The following is an 18,114-nucleotide window of genomic DNA, read 5'->3' on the forward strand; positions in this document are numbered from 1 at the left end:
AGCCGCTAACGGGCGTGGACGGCGCCATACACTCGCTGCTCCTAAGACCGGAGCACCTTGATGACACGAAGTGGCAGAACACAGAAAAGGGGCGAACTGGAGCAGGCGTCGTTACGGAAAGCGCAGGCGAGCATCGCCCGAAACGAGCAGACATTGGGTGCCATAGCAGACATGGTGATCTTCGACGCAAGGTCGCGTCAGGCGGACGACTATCCCGATATCGCTGTTGACCTCAATCCAGAGCGGCACCGCGACGACGCTACGTCCTTGCCATGGACAAGCCAGCGGATGCTTGGTCTCAAGCTACCGATCCTGTTTCTCGCGCTGCTTGCGAGCGGAATAGCCGCTGGCGTGCTGGTAGGTTGGGTGAGTTATGGCTCTGCGCTGTACCGGTACATTGCAGGCCAGTAGGACTGCTGCGATGGCGCGCCGGCGAACGACCGGCGCCTCCCTATCACTTCGCTTGCAGGCACTTCCCGCGGAGAGAAGGCGGCACACCTTTAGGACCGCCCTTTGCCACCAGTTCCCACTCGCGCTCCGTCAGGGCCATACCGGCACCCTTGCAGAACTTTCGGTACGCGACGAGATATTCGGCCTCGCTGCCGGCAACCACCGGCTTGCTGACCGGAGCTGAAGGCGCCGGCGGCGAGAATGCCAGGGCCTGGTCGATCGCACGCCCCATACCATAGGTGACCGCGGTGACCGCCACGCTGTCCTTCGGGCCTCGGCCGTCCGGCGCCACCTGCAGATCGTGGTAATTACCATGGGTCGTCATCACAACGTCCTCGCTTCCCATCACGTGCTGATACGCCGGCTTCCGTAGAGCTGCGCCGCCGCGGCCATCATGCCCCCAGCTACTGTAAAACTCGTGGGCCAGACGGGTTGGAACGTAAGTTGTCTGCGGCTGCGGCACGGTGTCCTTGTTGTAGCTCGAGCAAGCAACAAGCAAGCTCCCTGCTACCAAGGCGACGAAGAGTTTTTGCATGGGATCCCCCTTAACGTTGCAGGGACGGTACCGCGAGTTACTCGGCGCTTGGCCCAGGTTCACCCCTGGCCAGGGCATGAACTCGAGACTTGCGTTATCGCGGCCTTGCGTACATTGAGCATCTCAACAGGACATCTGCAATGAAACCGACAGCCAATCGTTCCGACAGCATCGCCTTCCTCCTTGGCTTCATAGCGGCAGCGGTACCAGGTAGCTGGTACCTACTCAGCTTGAGCTATGGGGAGAACGGCGCGAAGGTCGCGCTGGTGGTCGCGGCCGAATTCGCGGCGGGTTTCATTGCGCAATACGTCCATCGAAAGATCAGAGCACGACGTACGTAGCGCGGAGCACAAACGAGATGAACGACAGCCAAGCACCCATCGAACCAGTGAAACGCTCGATCAATAGCCTGACCGCCTTCTGCAAGGCGATCGGGGCGACAAATCCGGAGGTCGTCGGCTCCGCTACGCAAACCTGGCTCGACCCTGCGATTCTGGAAGAGGACCCCAGAAGCAAAATGCGCATTTACGAATCGCCTAAGGTGCAAGCGCATATCGCAAGCTTGGTCGAGGCCTGGATGGACAACGACCATATCCCGATGGTCGAGGTGCAAATCGTCGACGGCCGCTGCTACATCCGCAAAGGGGTATGCCGTATCCGCGCCGCGATGATCGCTCGTGAGCGAGGCGCGATGATCAAGCGTGTGGAAGTCTACGAAGCCCGCGGTCTCACCTCACCCATAGTCCGGGCGCTCACGGCTGACCAGCGACTTCCCCTAACGCAAATCGAACGTGCGCACGGGTATCAGAAGCTGGTCGACGAAGGTTGGACGACGGAAGCCATCGGTAAAGCAATCAAGCTCAGCGGCGCCCATGTCCGGGAAAGCCTGCGTCTGCTTCGACTGCCGGAGTCGATCCAGCAGCTGATCGACCAGGGTGTCATCAAGGCCCACACCGCACTGGACGTTGCCCGCGCACACCCGTCCGATGCCGAAAAACTCATCCTCAAGGCCTACCACAATCAGGTAGCCCTCCTGGCCAAGGAAGCTGTCGCCGACGGCGGCATTGCAGGCAACGGTCAGGAACCCGGAACACCGGCTCCGAACAGGCCGGTGCGTCTTACTGAGCGTGACATCGGTAGGCCGACACGTCGCATTGGCAAACGGTTTGTTTCTCAGATGGCCTCGACTATCACCGGCTTCTCCGAGCGACTGAGAGCTACAGCTGTCCCGAACGTGGCCCAAGGCACTGTCGCAGTAGAGATTCCCCAGGCCGATTACGAGGCATTCCTCAAGCTCTCAGACGAAGCCGCCGCGCACATCGCGAAAGTCGAAGAGAAGGTCGAAATTGGCGTCGGCCATCAGATCGACGCACGCGCCGCCGCTCCCTCCGCCACACGCCACTGAGTGACACGCCCAGCAGCTCGGCTGGGCGCGTTGCATCGAATCACAGGCGCTGTCCTACCGGGCAGCCCGTGCGCTTTACGCAAGCCTTGCACACCCCGGCCGCCGGTATCTTGGGACGGGCCTTCGCACCTTGCCCTTTCAATATCCAGTAGCGGTTCCACAGGCTAATGATCACGCTGCTGGGCAGAAGCCGCACAGCCGTATAGGTGACGCCCTGTGGGGTCACCAATCGCACGTAGCCCTCCGACGCCACGGGCCAGTTAGAGCCCAGAACTGTTTGGCTCTGGCGGGAAAGAATCGCTGCGTACACGCTCAGCTGAATCACGTCTTTGAGGTAAACGCGCGCGGCCGCCCTCCGTTTTGTGTCAACGACCACCAGCCAGCCGCCGGCAAGGAATACCTGGTCTACCCGCCCGTGCATCGGCACCGGCACATCGGTTTCGATATCCCGTTCAGACAACACGACCTGTCCTCCGCGAAGAGGTGGGGGTATCGGTTCACTCCAGTTCTGGCGCATATCCTAAGTCCTTGGTTCGCTATTAAAACCAGCATACCCCTGTTATTGAAAACGCAAGCGCTCACTCGCGCTACGCTGTCTTGCGTTTTTGCTTGGTGCGATTAAGGTAAAGACAGGCAAACCACTGGAGTTGGGAAACATGAAAGGTAAGCGTCGCGAAAAGCTTTCTGTTTCTGCTACCGAGCTTTCAAAGTTAGGGCACTGTGAGGTGATGGTAGCGCTTAGGCTCGCTGACGATCCCCACCACAATCAAAAGGAAGCTGCTCTTGGTAACGCAGAACATGATCGCTTCCACTTACGAGCTGTACTCAACATGGGCACGACGGAAGAGTTCGAAAGGCTGAACAATAGCGTGCCGCAGAAACCCCGATAGGGCCTGTTGCACAGCCGACAGGCCTATACGAACGCCTGAAGCCTCTCCTGTCAATTTATCGCATATTGGCGAAACGTCTTAATACCGGAGGCACATTCGATAGTGATACTTTCAAGTGCCCAAACGACTGGCCATAGATGGATGGACTATCCGAATTTAAATCAAGCCCAACTTGGGAACCCTGCCCTATCCAACCCTTCAACGGCCCATAAAGCTGGTTGACGCGATACACCGATCCCTCTACGTCACACGACGCGGTGCAATAGCACGCCTCGTGCCATTGACCAGGAAGACCAATCACCAGGGCCAGGTGCAGCCGATCCTCGTCTGGCAGCAAATACCCCCTAGCCACATAACGGGGATACTTGTTACTTATTACCTCAAAGCACCAGCATCGGTTCCTATCTAACGGTGGAAGCGCCGTTTTTCGAAGCGGGGTCAGGTTTGGCTCTGAAAACTCTTCGGATACGACCACCGGCGTTTCCCATGCTAGTCGACATAGCCTTATGTAACCAGCCCGGTTTTTCTTGGTATCCAAATGGCGCAGTGTCGAAAGGACAAGGGTATAGGCTACTATCGAAACCCCGAATGCCAGACCGGGCAAGGCAAAAAACAACAATAGGGGATCCGCCCAAGGAACAACATTGAGCCATAGCAACGCTGCTACTGCATGGAGTAATAACGAGATCCAGGGTTTCGCAGCGCTATAGGCTTCTGCAAGGACCAACTTCACCATCTGGCACAGTTCCTAGGTTAGCAAGTATCGCCCTGCGGGCCCCCGCTTGTAAGCCCGCAGAAAGGTCAACCCCTTTCGCCGCTAATTTCACGAGCTGCAGCGCTTGCATTGATTGATAGGTGGGGTTTCTATAAACCGAAAATTTAGCCCACTCGGCTGCTCGCAACAGGATGTCGGGCTCACGGCTGGCCGTGACCAAAGAGATCGCATAATCGGCGGCGGCCTGATTATTTCCTCTTTCACCGGAGTACCGCAGGAAAGGCATCGCTCGGCTCAGGTCTCTTTCAAAGGTGCCGTTGCCAAACAGGTAGAGCCGCCCTATGGCGGCTGACGCGGAAACATCCCCAGCACACGCGCGATTGCGAAGGTTCGCGACGTTCAGAGCAATGGGATCAACCCATTCGCCGGAAGGGGTATCTGCAGGCGCCGCAGGCTCGGTGGGTAGCGCGCTCACCGCCATACCAGGTGTCAGCCAGCCGCCAAGGACAAGCATCAACGCTACCTCAGCTATCACACCCCTGCTTCTCATCACGGCAACGTTCGAAATGGCCTTATTGGGGTCCAGCGTACTCAACAACACCGCAGCGGTACCGTCAGTTCGTGCCCTCTACCGGTCCGAACCGCCGGCCTTTCGCCCTCCGCAGTCGATAGCATCGGGACATTGCCAGAGGAGGATGCTGCGTGGAATTTCAATGGACAGCGGAGCAGTTAGCGTTCCACGAATGCAAGGCCACGCGGATCCGCGTGAAGGCTTTCGCTGGAGCCTCCAAAACCACCTCGCTGGAGGGCTATACCAAGCGGTACCCGAGGTTGAGATTTCTCTACGTCGCCTACAACCGAAGCATTGCCGACGAGGGAAAGGCGCGTTTTCCGTCCAACGTGAAATGCATGACTTCCCACCAGCTGGCCTTCAAAGCAGTAGGCCGGCAATTCCAGCACAAGCTTGGCGCGTCATTGCGGCCGGCAGACATGCGCGCCGTCCTGGGAACGAATGACTGGGCATTGATCAACGCGGTCATTGCGACGGTCAACGGGTACCTTTGCAGTGACCTGGAGGAGTTCCACGAGGATCACCTGCCGCTGTACAACGGACGCCCCATGGCCGAAATGCCTCCGGCGTTCATTGCGGAAGTCTTTCTCCAGGCCAAAGAGGTTTGGCGGCGCATGATCGATCCCCAGGACACGACCGTACCTCACCTTCACGACGCGTATCTCAAGCTCTACTACCTGAGTAAACCGGACCTCAGTGACCGCTTCGATGTGATCCTCGCGGACGAGGCCCAGGATCTGAACGGCATCACGTTGGGACTCATCAAAAATCAGTCGTGCCGAGTGATATTCGTCGGGGATCCTCATCAATCGCTCTATGCGTTCCGTGGCGCTGACAACGCCTTGTCCGATCCGGATCTGGATGACTCCGTCGATCTCTACCTGACGAAGTCCTTCCGCTTCGGGCCGGCGGTGGCCACCGTGGCCAACATCATCCTGAGCTACAAGGGCGAGCAGCTGAAGATCATCGGCGCTGGCCGGCCGACGCAGATCAAAACGCAGCTCGACGACGGCGTTCGAGGAGCTGCGTACCTCTGCCGGACGGTCTCTGGGGTGATCATGACCGCGCTGGAGTTTGCTCCTCAGGGAAAGACGCTCTACTGGGTTGGTGGCATTGAGGCGTACCAGATCGGCGACTTGGAAGACCTGGTCTGGTTCAGCCAGGGCAAGACCGACAAGGTACGGTCCAAGCGCCTTCTGAAGGATTTCGCCGACTGGACCTCCTATCTCGCCATGGCCAAGGAAAGCAAGGATCGGGAGATGGCCCGGCTCATTAAGGTGGTGGGTCTTTTCCCGGACATCGAGAAGCGACTGGCACGCCTGCGGGCACTGACCCAGAGGGACGAAAAGGACGCCGACGTCATCCTCTCGACCGCGCACCGCTCGAAGGGCCTTGAATGGACGCACGTCTACCTGGGCGAAGACTATCCCGACCCCCTGGATCCTGAGCTCGCGCCGGATGCGCGCCGTGATGAGCTCAACCTGCTCTACGTCGCAGCGACGCGAGCTAAGCATCAGCTGGCCATCAACTCTGTCATCTTGGGGATCATGCGGGATTTTGAGCGAAGCCGGAGGCGAGCGATCGAGCTCGCAGAGGCGGCTGACTAGCGTTGCTACTCGAGCACGCTTAGATGGGCAGAAGGGAAAAACGCATGACCCTGGCCAGCTCGGCGCCGGCGTGCGCTGAGAGTGAAGGTGGGCATTGCTGAGCAGCGTTGCCCGCGGGTGCATGGGCGAGCGATGGATCCGGTACGCGGCAGGTGCTAGGGGTGATTGCGCGGCTGGGAGCAGGGGCAATCACCCTGGTTGATTACCCTGACACCCGCACCTGCCCAGCAGACCAGATACCGGGTCCTACTGTGCTTGGTCCGCCTTGGACCCAAAGCCAAGGATCTTTCGCGAAACCTCATCGCCCTGGTCTTGATGTTTCCCTTGCGCCTTGTCCGCCTCAGCCTTCGCCGCGGCCTGCTCAGCGGCCATCATCCGCTTCATGATCGTGACAAACGCGCTGATCGGTTGGGCGCCCGAGACAAACTCTTTCTCGCCGGTCAGGTTGTCGATCACTACCGTCGCAGGCGTACCCGTCGCTCCGATTTTCTCGCCCATGCGGACATGCTCCGCTATCCGGTCCTTGACCTTCCCACTGCTGATGCATTCGTTGAATGCCTTCATATCGCCGCCGAGTCTGGATACCAAACCAGGCAGATCTTTCACGCCGGCGCCGTTACCGGCCGACTCTTCGAAGATCTGGTCGAGGATCACCCAGAAGCCCCGGTTGCCTTTCTGCTCCGCATAGCACTCAGTAGCGATAGCCTCATCGGTGGCTGCGGGGTTGTGGAAGCCGAGCGGCATATGGCGCCACTGCCAGTTAACGGCACCGTTGGACTTATCGACGATCTCTTTGAGGTTTGGGTGCAGGCGTTTGCAGAATGGGCATTCCAGATCGGAAAATTCGGCGAGGGTGAAGCGCGCCTTCAGATCCCCATAAACCCGGGCATCGTTCGGTACCTGGTCCGCCGCGCGTCCGAAGCGAGCGAACTGTGCCTCGACCCAGGCCTGCTTCTCGGCGCGCTCTTTGGCGAACACGCCAATCTCGATGCCGGCCGCGATCTTGCGGTTGAGGTACTCCTCACCGGTGAAATAGAAAAGGCCCGCAGTGATGATCTGCGAGACAGCTACGGCGGATACCAGGGTGAGGAGATGAGCTTTCAATGCTGGCTTCATGGGAGATCCATAGGTCATGGTTTCCCAAACGATAAGCAAGCCGGCCGCCGCAAAGTCTCGAGTCCCGTCCCTGTATTGGGTGGAACCCGCTTTAGAAGGTCTCCCGGTCAACAACGCGAAGCCGGACCGGACGCGATCGCGCCACCTGAAAAGCCGTCGCCCTCCTTGCAGTACTTCTGCCCCTCGCCACGGGAACTGCCAAATGCCCGCGGTGAGCCATGAGGGCAGTCGCTATCGGCCCGCTGATAGAGGCCTCCGAAGCGCTTTCGACCCGGTGCCGCAGCGCGAGCTGCTCAAGACAGCTTCCCGCCCACGCCGTGCTCGAAACAGCCTGTGGCCGTCCCCCCAAAAGTGCCATTCGTTCTTCTGGGGTGGTGTCCTTTCCGATATCGGCAAGGAGCACGACAAGCTGTTCGCCATATGCCTTCAACGTGACCGCCAGAGCCTTTAGCCTTTCCTCGAGCGCCCACTGGAGCACCTGGACATCGCGATAGGCCCTCACGTCCACCTGCGAAAGGCCTAGGCCCTGCCCTTTAGCGTCGAGAATGTTCAGCCGACGCTGCAGCTGTCGCAACTCAAGAGAGAGCGTCCAGAACTTGCAAGAGACGCAGCGAAGCTCTTTGCGTAGGACAAAGAAGCAGTTTCGAGACACACGTTCTGCCATTGGGACCTCAGATTTGACAAGTTCGCGCCGACCGTGCCCGCGCTATGCGCAGGCGTGTGGGACGGAGCAATCTAGCTCCGCCCCCCGGCCACATCAGTAAAACGCGATGGGGGTTTCGCGGTTGGGAAGGAAGAAGGCTGTGTTGCGAGGCAAATTCCTTCCTAACGCACTGCCCAAGTCGACCTGACCTACGTCCCCCACAACCCAGCCCATCCTCTTCCCGAAGCCCTCTGCCACCAGCGCGTCGAAGCCTATCGCCACCACCGTTGCCGGGTAGGCGCCACGGTCGACCGGCGCGTACCCATCGCCAACAAACACACCTTCGGTGTTGACATAGAGCTGCGCGATCTTCTTTCCGGTTTCCGTAGCGACCGGTCCGATGAAGCGGCGTGCAGAAGTTGATTTTTCGTCCGCGCGGATAGGCTCAAACGTCCGCTCGATCATACCTAGCAGCTTGTTCCCGCAGCTCTGTACAGCGGCCGCAGCATCCTTCGTACCGGACTTGGGCTCGAAGCAAACGAAGGTACCGATCTCCGTTCGCGGGTCGAAAGAGTTGCTCCCAAGGACGGTGACCGCCAAGCCCGCAGCACCGACATTCCCGCCCAGGGCGTTGAAGGCGGCAAGCTCAGCAGCATTACGATTGGCCGGAGCCTGCCTCGCAACCGAGCTGATGTTCTGTTGGGTCTGTTCGGCGGACGTTTTCTGCACGGCCTGGATGCTAAAGGCCCCAGCGCGGACCGCTTGAAAACTCGGCATCCCCAGCACGCTGAAAATCTTTTCTGCAGCCGTTGCATCTGCAGAAAACTGAAGTGGCTTTTCATTGGCAAATTGCACCGCGTTATCGGAGCCCGGCCACACCTTCAAAGCCAGTGGCGCCGGCGTCACCGCCTTGGCATTCGGGTCCAACGCTGCAGGCTGGCCGGCACAACCGACCAGGGCGCCTACTACAGTCGCCGCAAAGACTATCTCTACATATTTCATATGCTGGATATCCGGCTCGTTAGTAGACCGCTACCGGCTGATCGCCGTTGGGGAGATAGAAGGCCATATCTTTGGGAAGCTGTTGCTTAAGCAGCTCTGCCCATTCCACTGGCCCAATCTCACCTAGTTCGGCGCCGGTCATTTTGCCTACACCGCTAGCCAGTTTTTGCTGAATAGGGATCGCTACGATTCGGGCCGGATATCCCCCGCGGTCTTGCGGGGCATAGCCGTCAGTCGCGTAGGCCTCCGTTCCAATGAAGATCTCGCCAACTTTGCTAACAGTCCCGGACCGGACGATTCCAGCGCGAACTTGGCCGAAGCCTATGTTCAGTACCCGTGTGGTTGGCTGAAACAGGCTATTCACCAGGCCAGTGACCTTTTCACCACACTTTTGAACGGCATCATTCAGATCGGCCGTCTCGGTTTTCTTTCCGAAGCAGTATGCGAAGCCTAATTTGGTCCGGGGATCGAACGTGGCGTCCCCCAGCACTGTGATTGCGGTCCCGGCAGCGCCGATACCACCACCGATGAGGTTGTAGGCGATGAGCGACCCGTCGTTGTTGTAGCCCGCCTTGGGGCTGGTAGCGGGGCGGATAGCGTCTAGCACTTGCTCTTTGGTGGCCTGGCGCAGATAGGGATTTCGGATGCCCTTCTCTTTGACCGTGCTCAGGCTGGGCATACCAAATACTGCGAACAGCTTATCCGCGGCAGTGACACTACTCGAAAAGCGCAGCGGTTCTTCGTTCGCAAACATCAGGCTAGATGTCTTGCCGTCCCACGCTTTGAAGTGGGAAGCAACGAGTGCTGAATCGGGTACCGGCTTCGACTCCGTGTTATTGGTAGCGCAACCGGCAACGGCGGCTACTGCGGCGGCCAATGCCACCAGCCGAACAATTTTCATGGTGTTACTCCTGTGTTGGTTTTATCCATGGAACCACGCTTCCCCAAAAACGCAATGGGGTATTCCCCCCCAAACTCAACCGCCATTGGCGCGTCCGTGACGCCCAATAATTAATTTGCGTTTTTTCCTAGTCATTTATAAATGAAAAGGCTATAACGGCAGCCACCGCCTAATCTTGAGGAGATCACGATGTCCCTGATCCAAGAATACCGTCAGACCGAAGCCGCTATTGCAGAATTGCAACAGCGTCTTGAACAGCTGAATACCGACGAACGCCTGCAGAAAGAACTCGATTTCGAGAAGAAGCTGCGAGCGCTGCTCGGCGAACATAACAAGTCGCTGCGCGACGTCATTGCAATCCTAGACCCCAACGCCGGCTCTGCCTCTGGCAGCAAGTCCAAGAGCAACTCGGGCGCAGCCCCGCAACAGCGCCGGGCGCGTACGCTCAAGCGCTATAAGCACCCCGAAACTGGTGAGATCATCGAGACTAAGGGTGGCAACCACAAGCTTCTGAAAGCCTGGAAGTCCGAGCACGGTGCCGATACCGTCGAAAGCTGGCTCCAGAGCGAGTAATCACGCGGACCGACGCCGGCGGGCCTTGTGCGGCACCGCCGGCGCTGTCATCATCGACGCTCTTAATCCAACGCCTGTGCTTTGGATGCTCCACCAGCTGCATGGCAGCACTCTCTTCGCAGCAGGCTCTTTCAGGCCCACTGCTCCTCTGTAAGATTCTTACACTCAACTCGGTTGCCGATCACTCCGCTGATCCTTGGCCGATTTGTCGCGCGCGCATCAAATGCCCACGCGCCCCCGGTTTCATACGTCCAGAAGGCGGCCACTGCCATAAGTGCTGGGAGCTCTACTTCGGTAGAGGTCCTGTCGCATAGCGAAAGAATCTTTCGCTATGCGACGGTGGGGCCAGCAGACGGTGCCCCGGGTGATCTTTACCTACAAAACAGCTGCAGTTGCAGAGATGGTGCGAGGGTTCGCTACATCCGATCAGGATCTCCTGTCGGAACGGGCGAACCCGCCTCCACCCTGCACTGCAGGGCCCAGGCGACTGGCGCATCAGGCTCCAACACTGTTCCGCGGAAGCGGAGCAGCAAAAACCCGGCTCATGGCCGGGTTTTTTTTCGCGCGCAGAAAGGCGCTATCGCGGGTGCGGGTCGGTGATGTCGCGCGCGGCTACGGCGATCAGGCAGCAGTAGAACAGCCAGCCACCGATGCTTACCAGAAGCAGCGCGACACCAAGCCAGTTGCTGGTGGCATCCAGCGCTCTCGCTGTCGCCTGCAGGGTCACTCCGCACAGCGTCAGCAGCCGCATCGGGCCGAGCACGAGCTTCTGCGATTTGCTGAGCTGTGCCTGAACGGCCCGCGCGGAAGACCATGTCTCTCGACCGGCCATGACTGCAGCCACCAGGTACGGCTCGAGCCGGCCGCCCATGATGACGAAGAGCGGCATCAGGCTCAGCTGCTGTTCCACCGCGGTGGTGTAGAGCATCACGAGCAGCGGGCGTTTCTCCGCGCTGAAGAGGTCCAGCGGCAAGGTGGTGAGGGGTAGCGCCCCGCGCTTCCAGGCGCCGATATCGGAGCCAAGCATCGCCAGGACCGCCAGCGCGTTCAGCGCAATGCCGATGACCAGGGCAAGCGGCGCCGCTACCCGAAAGAAATTTCGCCACGGTGACCCGGTGCCCACGGCCGTGCGCAGGACGGAGCGGTCTCCGAGCATCCCTGCACGCCGGAGCGCGAGCGCCAGCACCAGGAAGATCAACGGCGAGCACAGGCTGGCCAGGTGAAAGGCCGCTTTGCCCAAGATGAGCAGAATGCTCACCGTGGTGAACGCTGCCAGCAGCGTCAATGCGACAAAGGCGGGTAGCACCTGCACGAATAACGGGACAGCCTGCTTGATCCATCGCGGCCAATCCGACCACCGCGGCGTATGGGACGCCACGCTCTCTTCCATCGTTGCTGCTTCCATATCCTCTCTTCCACCCAGGTGCTGCGCTTCTCGCGCGGGGTCATGGGTAGCTTATCGATCCGCAGCCAATTGCAACCTGACTCGTCAGAGCGCTGATCGCGCCTCCGGTTCCTTCGGCGCTGCGCCGCAACTGGCCAAAGGGAAGGCAACCTAGTCAAGCAGGCGCCCAGGGTCAACAGCCCCCCTTCGAACCGGTCCCGCAAGCGGCATGAATGGCCGTTTGCATTTACCGCGGCTCGTGGATGCTGAGCAGGTTCAACTTGAGGAATCTGCTATGCACAGAAATGATCACGCGCTGCAGCTCGTCGTCACCAGCGAGCCCACCACCCAGGAGCTCTACAACCTCCTCGGTTGCTACTGCCTACCGTTCGAGGACCTGGCGCTGACCAACATGCGCCAGGTGCTGGGATCCGGGTACCGCAATGGCGCCTATCAGCTTCGCCGCTACTTCAACGGGACTTTCGCCCTGGTGCTGCCTGTCGAGGACAGGCTTGTGACGGCGACCCTAGGCCAGGTCGAAGAATCCCTTTCGCTCGAAGCAGCCAGCTACCTGTGCTCACTACTGGCGCTGTCGCAGCTGATCACCGTCGCGCACAGCCGCAACGACCACGACGACCACTCCCGGCTCCATTACCTCTACTACGGATTGCTGGAGGTCCTGAGGGCCGACCCGACGTTCGCTGCGACCGCGACCGCGCCGCACCATCGTCCCCTGACCGACGAGGAGATTCGCATCGGCGGATCGCTCGCGCCGTTCGCCTACCAGCCGGCCCTTGAGCGCCTACTGGATTAGGCCACGCCCTTGCATTTCCGGTACGCCTGGAAAGATGAGGCGTATCCCTCCACCTTGAGCCGTCCTCACCATGGTCCAATCTCCACAGCTCGACCTCTTCCCTCTCGTCGAAGCGGCCTTCCGGAACTGTCCTGATCGGCCGCTGGCCAACGCGGAGCTCTACCGCCTCGTCGGCGCCGCCGCAGGGCTCAAGGACCGGGAGGTTCACGCCAAGCAGCCAATTGGCGCGGCCGGTCAGCCCCGCAGCCCCGTAACGCGCGAGATTCGCTGGCATCAGCAGACCCTCAAGGCCTGCGGCATCCTCGAGCGCGTTCCACATGAACGAGGGGTGTGGCAACTGACCGAAAAGGCGAAGCGCGGGATGCATCGAGCGGCGCCGCAGGTCACGCTGCTGGGGTTCAGCACGTCGCTGGGCCTGGCGCTGTTTGGCCATTCGCCGCAGGCGCTGCAGGGGCTGGAAGAGCGCATCGACCTCGTACTCACCTCCCCACCCTATCCTCTGCAGCAACCACGGGGATACGGTAATCCGAAGGCGAGCGAATTCACCGACTTCATCTGTCGCACGATCGAGCCCTTGCTGGGCAACCTTGCCAGCACCGGTAGCCTGGTCCTGAACCTGTCCAACGACATCTTCCTTCACCGATCGCCGGCGCGTTCCACGTATCTGGAGCGTCTCGTCATCGCCCTGGAAGATCGTCTTGGCCTGCACCTGATGGACCGCCTGGTGTGGGAGAACCGCAGCAAGGCACCGGGCCCCCTCCAGTGGGCGAGCCTCAGCCGGCAACAGCTCAACGTTGCCTGGGAGCCATGCTACTGGTTCTCGCCTGATCCGCTTCGATGCAAAGCGAATAACCGGCGGGTCCTGGTACCGCATTCTGATCGGCAAGCCAGGCTCATCGCGGCCGGGGGCGAGACGCGCCAGACCTCCTATGGCGACGGCGCCTACCGCCTGCGCCCGGGTAGCTTCGCGGCGCCCACAGAGGGTGCCATACCGAAAAACGTGCTGCAGATTGGCCACAGCTGCAAACGCGGCCGTGAGCACCGGAAGGCGCTGGTCGAAGCCGGACTACCAGCGCACAGCGCGCCCTTCCCCTTCGCCTTGGCGGACTTCCTCATACGGTGGCTGACTGAGGCGGACGACCTGGTGGTGGATCTGTTCGCCGGCCGCATGATGGTCGGGCGGGCCGCCGAAGAAGCCGGGCGACGCTGGATCTGCGTCGAGAACATCCTCGAGCACGTGATGGGCGCAGCGGCACTCTTTCGCGGGTTCGACGGCCTGTGGGTCAACCCTGCGCTCCAGCCTACATCGCAGCTTTGAACGCCCGGCGCTGGGTCGAACTCAGGCTTTTCGAAGACTGGCCCTGGCTACCCTGCTGCTGTCGATCAAACCGGAGCTCGGCAGCATGCACCTTCTTCAGCGAATCACCCAGGGCACCACGAGCGGGACGCTCCTCGCAGTCGGCTTTTGCGGCGCCATCAGCATCGCATTTTCCGCCGGCCCGCTGAGCCGATCGCTGTCCGGGGGCAACGCCGTCGACGGCTGCCCGATGTCAGCGGATCGGGCGTCGAGCTCCCAGCAGCTCGACGCCGCCAGCCTGGCAGCTTCGCACCCGAACCTGCTGAACGAGCCACCGGCCTCGCCGGACTGGCTCGATCACTCCTTGGCGGCTCTCTACTGCCACGCCAAGTAGCTCAGCTCAGGCGCGCTCTGGCCGCCTGTGACTCTCATCGATCCTGTCTCGAACCGCGCCCGCTATCCGCCGCCGAGGCTTCTGCTTGCGCTTAAGGTACTCGGCCCGGCACTGGGCGAACCACTCGCTGGCCAGGCGGACGAGATGTCGGTGCTGTGGCGCGGTAATCGAACCAACATCGAGCAGGGCCAGGATGTATCCTTCCAGCTGCCCGTAGAGGCGAACCAGGTGGCCAAGGCCCATGACGGCCATCTGCTCGATCAGCGCGACCCAGCGCAGCCGCGCTTGCTGGGGAAGAAACTCAAGGTCTGCCATAACGCCTCCTTAAGGTCATCGTACTACTGTAGACCGTCTCGGTTCGGCCGCCAGCCCGGTAGTAGGCGTCATCACCCCACATATGCAGGTACGCCGACATGACGTTCTCTCCGGAGCAGCACACCCTGTTTCTACTTGCCGTGATCGCTCAGGCCAAGCGGCTGCACGCTGACTCGGTCGACGGCCCCGTTGTAGGATGGTCTGAGCTTGACGATCTGCAGCAGCAGGCGTGGGCATGGAGCGCCTGTCAGAGCTTGGGTCATCCTCTCCAGCGCTGGCGCGCGGCGATAAGCGCCACGCGGCAGCCAGGTCAGACGGTGAAGCACCTGCTGTCGATGCTCGACGGCCCGGGTGCCGAAGAACTCCAAGCTGTTCAGCGCGCAGGCTAGTCCCGGCGCTGGTGGAGCGCCTGGACGTTGCGGCACAGGGTGGTCAGCTGATCGAACGACCACGGCTTAGGAAGGAACGAGGCGTTCGGTAGCTCCGGTGCCGCTGTGACATTGCCGGACGATACGACGATCGAAGCGGTTGGCCAGCGCGCCATCACCTGCTTGGCCAGGGCCAGCCCATCCATGGCTCCAGGCATTCGCACATCGGTGAACAAGAGATCCGGCGCTTGCGCAGCGGTCTGCAGGTGCCGCCAGGCATCGTCCGCCGTCGCGAAAGCAGTGACGTCGAGGCCTTCGGACTCGAAGATCTCGGTCAGCATCTCTACAAGAAGCGGCTCATCTTCAGCAATTACTACCAGGCACATCGAGGCCACTGCTAGAGGAAACGCATGCATCACCAGATGCGGATGGCGAGTCATTCGTTCGTCTGATCCGATGAAGGGCTAGCTCGCCATGGAAATACCGCCAATAGTGGGTAGTAGAGCGCTTTATCGCTTATCGCGCGCTTAATTCACCAGCGGCGTGCGGCGTACCTGCGGCTCCGGCTCAGCCCCCGGTTCAGCACCTGGCGCAGCGCTGCGGCATAAAGCGTTGCCAGCCTCATCTGAGATGGCCACGAGTTGCGGGACCTTCTGACCCGGCCGTACCCCCCACAAGCAGCCCCGGGCGTCTTGCAGCACAGCGCCGCGGCCGATGGGGATGGCCACGGCCTCCAGACGGTCGAGCAGGGGGAGTTCGTCCGGCGTTTCGGCCGCAACGGTCCCGGCCAGCGGCAGACTGGCAAACGCGGCCAGCAGCAGCCCCTTAAGCAATCGTGCACCAGAACCAGTCATTCTGGGTCTCCCCCTTCATCTTCAGTTGAACCAACATGGTCTTCGTCGGGGTCACCCAAGCCAGGGCGTCCTCCCGCAGACGAAGCTTGGTGGCGCTCTGGCGCCAGTACATCTCATCAATGCCGAGGACGATCTTGGTCGCAACGGATGCGACGAAGTCCTCCGGAAAATGCGTTGGGCTTTGCGAGGCAGCCACGAGCATCAGGCCGAATTTGCGCGCCTCTTTGGCGATGCGGTTGATCGGGCTCTCGGGGTCGTCGTCGGCGTAGATGTGGGCCTCATCCAGGATCACGACGTCGACGATGTGGTCCTGCTCACCGCGCTCGACGGCCGCCAGGAACAGCTCCTCCAGTCGGAAGAGCACGATCAGCTTGCGCTCCTCCATCGACAGGGCGTGGATGTTGTAGCGCCATACCGGATTGGTGGGGTCGAAGGGCGGAATCCCGGACTTGAAGATGCCGATCGCCTCGAGGTTCTGCAGCCGATCGACCACCGACTTCAGCACGTCGGTGCTGTCGTAGCGCATCAGGCTGTCGAGCTCCTTGCCGGTGGTGATCGCATCGATATAGGCGGTATAGCTGTCGATGGCCTTGCGCTTGCTCTTGTCGAGCTCCGCCTTCTCCGCTTCTTCGTCGAACTGGCTTTGGCCTCTACGCAGGGCCTGGATCACCTTCTTGCGGTGCCCCTGGGCGGCGCGGTTGGCCACCTCAAGGTACGTTACGGCCTCGGCGCCGGAGCCCAGAAACGACTGCTGCAGGATGTTCTGCGCCATGCGTAGCGCGTCGCGGATACTGGGATGGGCCCGCCCCATGAGCTTGGGCGGCCAGCGGGTGATGGCGCCCTGGTACTCGATCTGCGGCACCCACCAGCTGTACAACGGCGCGCCCGACCAGCGCGCGCCCAAGGCCTTGGCCTCGTCCTTCTCGCCTTTGGGCACGTCGATGAACAAACGATCGTCGTTGCCGTCAGTCATGACCACCGCGGCGCCCTCCTCCACGATCCAGGTACTCGGATCCTCCTGCCTGAAGCCGTACTGGGCGTAGACATCGTTCAGCACATTGCGCAGGCAAGCCTCCTGCTTGGGCCCCATCTGGCGCATGCTGCGATTCATGGTGGCAAGAAAGGACTGCACGCGCTTTCGCACACCGCCGAAGTGCGGATCGGGGTTCACACGAAGCGGATTGAGGCCGTAGTTGGTGCGCTCGGAAAAACGAACCTCCGACGCCCCGGGAATCGACAGATCGCCGTGCACGTCGAAGATATGGATCCGCGGAATGTGCCTGCCACAGGACTGCAGCATGTGGCTGATCATCTTGCGCAAGGTGTAGGTCTTGCCCGAGCCGGACATCCCGACCAGGAGGGTGTGGCCGTTCACCAATTTGTCGCTGTCCCACATGACCGGGACCTGGCGATTCTTCTTTTGCTCAGCTGCGTCGATACCGAAGATGATCTGCATCAGGAGGCCTTGTTACCGCGCTCGACTTCCATGGCCTGGCCTGCAGGTGGTGGCGACACGCACATCAAATCGTCGCGCGGTGCGGCGCGATGTTTCTCACCCTTGACCGTACGCTGCTTCTCGCTTCTGGCCAGGCCAAGCAGCGCGAGGCTCACCGAGCCCACTGCCAAGCCGTAAATCAGGCGTCCTTTCCAAAGCGCTGTGGCGGCATCGGCAAAGGCGATCGCCCCGAGCCAACCCAGGACTCCCGGGCGAGGTAAGTGTCGCCTCCAACCCAGCTTCTGACGGTGCGCGGCTTCCAAAGCAGCCAGGGTCCGCATGCATTTCGGCGTGGTCTGCCGCAGATTGGACTGGTCCAGCGTCTCGTTGATGAGCTCGAGCACCTGATAGGTGCGACCGTCATGGTCGCCAGCGCTACGATCGTCGACGTGAGCGTAACGTAGATGACCAGCCTGATAGAGCTGCTCAGCTCTGGTGCGAACACGCTCCATGCGCGCAGCTAAAAATGCGGCCTCTGCATCCGAGCGTAGCGCTTTGTCCGCCATGCGCCGGACCAATGCCGGAGCTCCCGGTACTCGAAGCATTGTCAGTATCCGAGTTGACGCGCCGAGGTCGACACCTTCGCTGATCGCAAGGTAGCCGTCGGCATAGGGCTCAGTGAGCAGCCGCTGCAACAGACGATGCATCTGCTTTGGCGAAAGCTCGCTCTCAACTGGGCACCAGGGGAAGGGTTCGATACCAGCGCGCGATAGCGCGGCAAAGACTGCAGCTGTGTTCATGGACGTAACTCCTTGGCTTTGCACAGCATGGCAAGGCCAAGGAGC

The 18,114-nt window shown here is 60.7% G+C and carries 22 protein-coding genes; 10 read left to right on the forward strand and 12 right to left on the reverse strand.

The window, feature by feature from the left end; translation table 11 throughout:
* Positions 1-60: 60 nt before the first annotated feature.
* Entirely contained in the window at positions 61-411 is a 351-nt protein-coding gene (locus tag BMZ43_RS22125; protein WP_093256579.1) for a hypothetical protein, read from the forward strand.
* Positions 412-454: 43 nt separating this feature from the next.
* On the opposite strand, the gene BMZ43_RS22130 is transcribed toward BMZ43_RS22125, so the two are convergent.
* A complete protein-coding gene (locus BMZ43_RS22130; RefSeq protein ID WP_093256582.1) occupies positions 455-985 on the reverse strand; it encodes a hypothetical protein in 531 nt (176 codons plus the stop codon).
* Between the two features lie 140 nt (positions 986-1,125).
* Here BMZ43_RS22130 and BMZ43_RS22135 point away from each other — a divergent pair, with 140 nt between their 5' ends.
* Together BMZ43_RS22135 and BMZ43_RS22140 are read left to right on the forward strand one after the other, a co-directional pair.
* Positions 1,126-1,326, forward strand: a complete 201-nt coding sequence (locus BMZ43_RS22135) for a hypothetical protein (protein WP_093256585.1) — start codon at positions 1,126-1,128, stop codon at positions 1,324-1,326.
* Positions 1,327-1,343: 17 nt separating this feature from the next.
* Positions 1,344-2,390: a ParB/RepB/Spo0J family partition protein gene (locus tag BMZ43_RS22140; RefSeq protein ID WP_093256588.1), complete on the forward strand. Its 1,047-nt coding sequence runs from the start codon at positions 1,344-1,346 to the stop codon at positions 2,388-2,390.
* 40 nt (positions 2,391-2,430) lie between these two features.
* Here BMZ43_RS22140 and BMZ43_RS22145 read toward each other — a convergent pair whose 3' ends face one another.
* On the reverse strand, positions 2,431-2,907 hold the full coding sequence (locus BMZ43_RS22145) for a PD-(D/E)XK nuclease family protein (protein ID WP_093256591.1): 477 nt from the start codon (positions 2,905-2,907) through the stop codon (positions 2,431-2,433).
* Positions 2,908-3,046: 139 nt separating this feature from the next.
* Between BMZ43_RS22145 and BMZ43_RS26235 the strand changes: the two genes are divergently transcribed.
* On the forward strand, positions 3,047-3,280 hold the full coding sequence (locus tag BMZ43_RS26235; protein ID WP_143075309.1) for a hypothetical protein: 234 nt from the start codon (positions 3,047-3,049) through the stop codon (positions 3,278-3,280).
* A 704-nt stretch (positions 3,281-3,984) separates the two neighbouring features.
* Here BMZ43_RS26235 and BMZ43_RS26240 read toward each other — a convergent pair.
* Positions 3,985-4,590 (reverse strand): hypothetical protein, encoded by a 606-nt coding sequence (locus BMZ43_RS26240; RefSeq protein WP_143075310.1) that lies wholly within the window; start codon positions 4,588-4,590, stop codon positions 3,985-3,987.
* Between the two features lie 107 nt (positions 4,591-4,697).
* On the opposite strand from BMZ43_RS26240, the gene BMZ43_RS22150 reads away from it, so the two are divergent.
* On the forward strand, positions 4,698-6,173 hold the full coding sequence (locus BMZ43_RS22150) for a UvrD-helicase domain-containing protein (protein WP_093256594.1): 1,476 nt from the start codon (positions 4,698-4,700) through the stop codon (positions 6,171-6,173).
* 246 nt (positions 6,174-6,419) lie between these two features.
* Here BMZ43_RS22150 and BMZ43_RS22155 read toward each other — a convergent pair whose 3' ends face one another.
* The 3 genes from BMZ43_RS22155 to BMZ43_RS22170 all read right to left on the reverse strand — a co-directional run bounded on the left by BMZ43_RS22155 (position 6,420) and on the right by BMZ43_RS22170 (position 9,835).
* Entirely contained in the window at positions 6,420-7,289 is an 870-nt protein-coding gene (locus tag BMZ43_RS22155; RefSeq protein WP_093256597.1) for a DsbA family protein, read from the reverse strand.
* 757 nt (positions 7,290-8,046) lie between these two features.
* Positions 8,047-8,934 (reverse strand): hypothetical protein, encoded by an 888-nt coding sequence (locus BMZ43_RS22165; RefSeq protein ID WP_093256604.1) that lies wholly within the window; start codon positions 8,932-8,934, stop codon positions 8,047-8,049.
* A 19-nt stretch (positions 8,935-8,953) separates the two neighbouring features.
* A complete protein-coding gene (locus BMZ43_RS22170; protein WP_093256608.1) occupies positions 8,954-9,835 on the reverse strand; it encodes a hypothetical protein in 882 nt (293 codons plus the stop codon).
* 189 nt (positions 9,836-10,024) lie between these two features.
* On the opposite strand from BMZ43_RS22170, the gene BMZ43_RS22175 reads away from it, so the two are divergent.
* Positions 10,025-10,408: a histone-like nucleoid-structuring protein, MvaT/MvaU family gene (locus BMZ43_RS22175; protein WP_093256612.1), complete on the forward strand. Its 384-nt coding sequence runs from the start codon at positions 10,025-10,027 to the stop codon at positions 10,406-10,408.
* 577 nt (positions 10,409-10,985) lie between these two features.
* On the opposite strand, the gene BMZ43_RS22180 is transcribed toward BMZ43_RS22175, so the two are convergent.
* Positions 10,986-11,813, reverse strand: a complete 828-nt coding sequence (locus BMZ43_RS22180; protein WP_143075311.1) for a hypothetical protein — start codon at positions 11,811-11,813, stop codon at positions 10,986-10,988.
* A 274-nt stretch (positions 11,814-12,087) separates the two neighbouring features.
* On the opposite strand from BMZ43_RS22180, the gene BMZ43_RS22185 reads away from it, so the two are divergent.
* From BMZ43_RS22185 to BMZ43_RS22195, 3 genes are all read left to right on the forward strand, one after another.
* On the forward strand, positions 12,088-12,606 hold the full coding sequence (locus BMZ43_RS22185; RefSeq protein WP_093256619.1) for a hypothetical protein: 519 nt from the start codon (positions 12,088-12,090) through the stop codon (positions 12,604-12,606).
* A gap of 70 nt (positions 12,607-12,676) precedes the next feature.
* On the forward strand, positions 12,677-13,924 hold the full coding sequence (locus BMZ43_RS22190) for a site-specific DNA-methyltransferase (RefSeq protein ID WP_093256622.1): 1,248 nt from the start codon (positions 12,677-12,679) through the stop codon (positions 13,922-13,924).
* Positions 13,925-14,009: 85 nt separating this feature from the next.
* Entirely contained in the window at positions 14,010-14,297 is a 288-nt protein-coding gene (locus BMZ43_RS22195; protein ID WP_093256625.1) for a hypothetical protein, read from the forward strand.
* A gap of 6 nt (positions 14,298-14,303) precedes the next feature.
* Here BMZ43_RS22195 and BMZ43_RS22200 read toward each other — a convergent pair whose 3' ends face one another.
* Positions 14,304-14,612: a hypothetical protein gene (locus BMZ43_RS22200; protein WP_093256629.1), complete on the reverse strand. Its 309-nt coding sequence runs from the start codon at positions 14,610-14,612 to the stop codon at positions 14,304-14,306.
* A gap of 98 nt (positions 14,613-14,710) precedes the next feature.
* On the opposite strand from BMZ43_RS22200, the gene BMZ43_RS22205 reads away from it, so the two are divergent.
* The gene (locus tag BMZ43_RS22205; protein ID WP_077172016.1) at positions 14,711-15,001 is read left to right on the forward strand and encodes a hypothetical protein; all 291 of its coding nucleotides are present in this window, start codon (positions 14,711-14,713) and stop codon (positions 14,999-15,001) included.
* Here the strand turns inward: BMZ43_RS22205 and BMZ43_RS22210 are convergent.
* The 4 genes from BMZ43_RS22210 to BMZ43_RS22225 form a co-directional block, all read right to left on the reverse strand.
* A complete protein-coding gene (locus BMZ43_RS22210; RefSeq protein ID WP_093256633.1) occupies positions 14,998-15,420 on the reverse strand; it encodes a response regulator in 423 nt (140 codons plus the stop codon). The two genes, BMZ43_RS22205 and BMZ43_RS22210, sit on opposite strands and share 4 nt — an antisense overlap.
* A gap of 87 nt (positions 15,421-15,507) precedes the next feature.
* Positions 15,508-15,834, reverse strand: a complete 327-nt coding sequence (locus BMZ43_RS22215; protein ID WP_143075312.1) for a hypothetical protein — start codon at positions 15,832-15,834, stop codon at positions 15,508-15,510.
* Positions 15,806-17,290, reverse strand: coding sequence for an ATP-binding protein (locus tag BMZ43_RS22220; protein ID WP_093256640.1), 1,485 nt, complete (start codon positions 17,288-17,290; stop codon positions 15,806-15,808). The genes BMZ43_RS22215 and BMZ43_RS22220 overlap by 29 nt, the downstream gene beginning before the upstream one ends.
* Positions 17,290-18,069 (reverse strand): hypothetical protein, encoded by a 780-nt coding sequence (locus BMZ43_RS22225; RefSeq protein WP_093256644.1) that lies wholly within the window; start codon positions 18,067-18,069, stop codon positions 17,290-17,292. Before BMZ43_RS22225 ends, BMZ43_RS22220 begins: the two co-directional genes overlap by 1 nt.
* Positions 18,070-18,114: the final 45 nt, after the last annotated feature.

Source organism: Pseudomonas sp. Snoq117.2 (assembly GCF_900110545.1).
GTDB lineage: Bacteria > Pseudomonadota > Gammaproteobacteria > Pseudomonadales > Pseudomonadaceae > Chryseomonas > Chryseomonas benzopyrenica.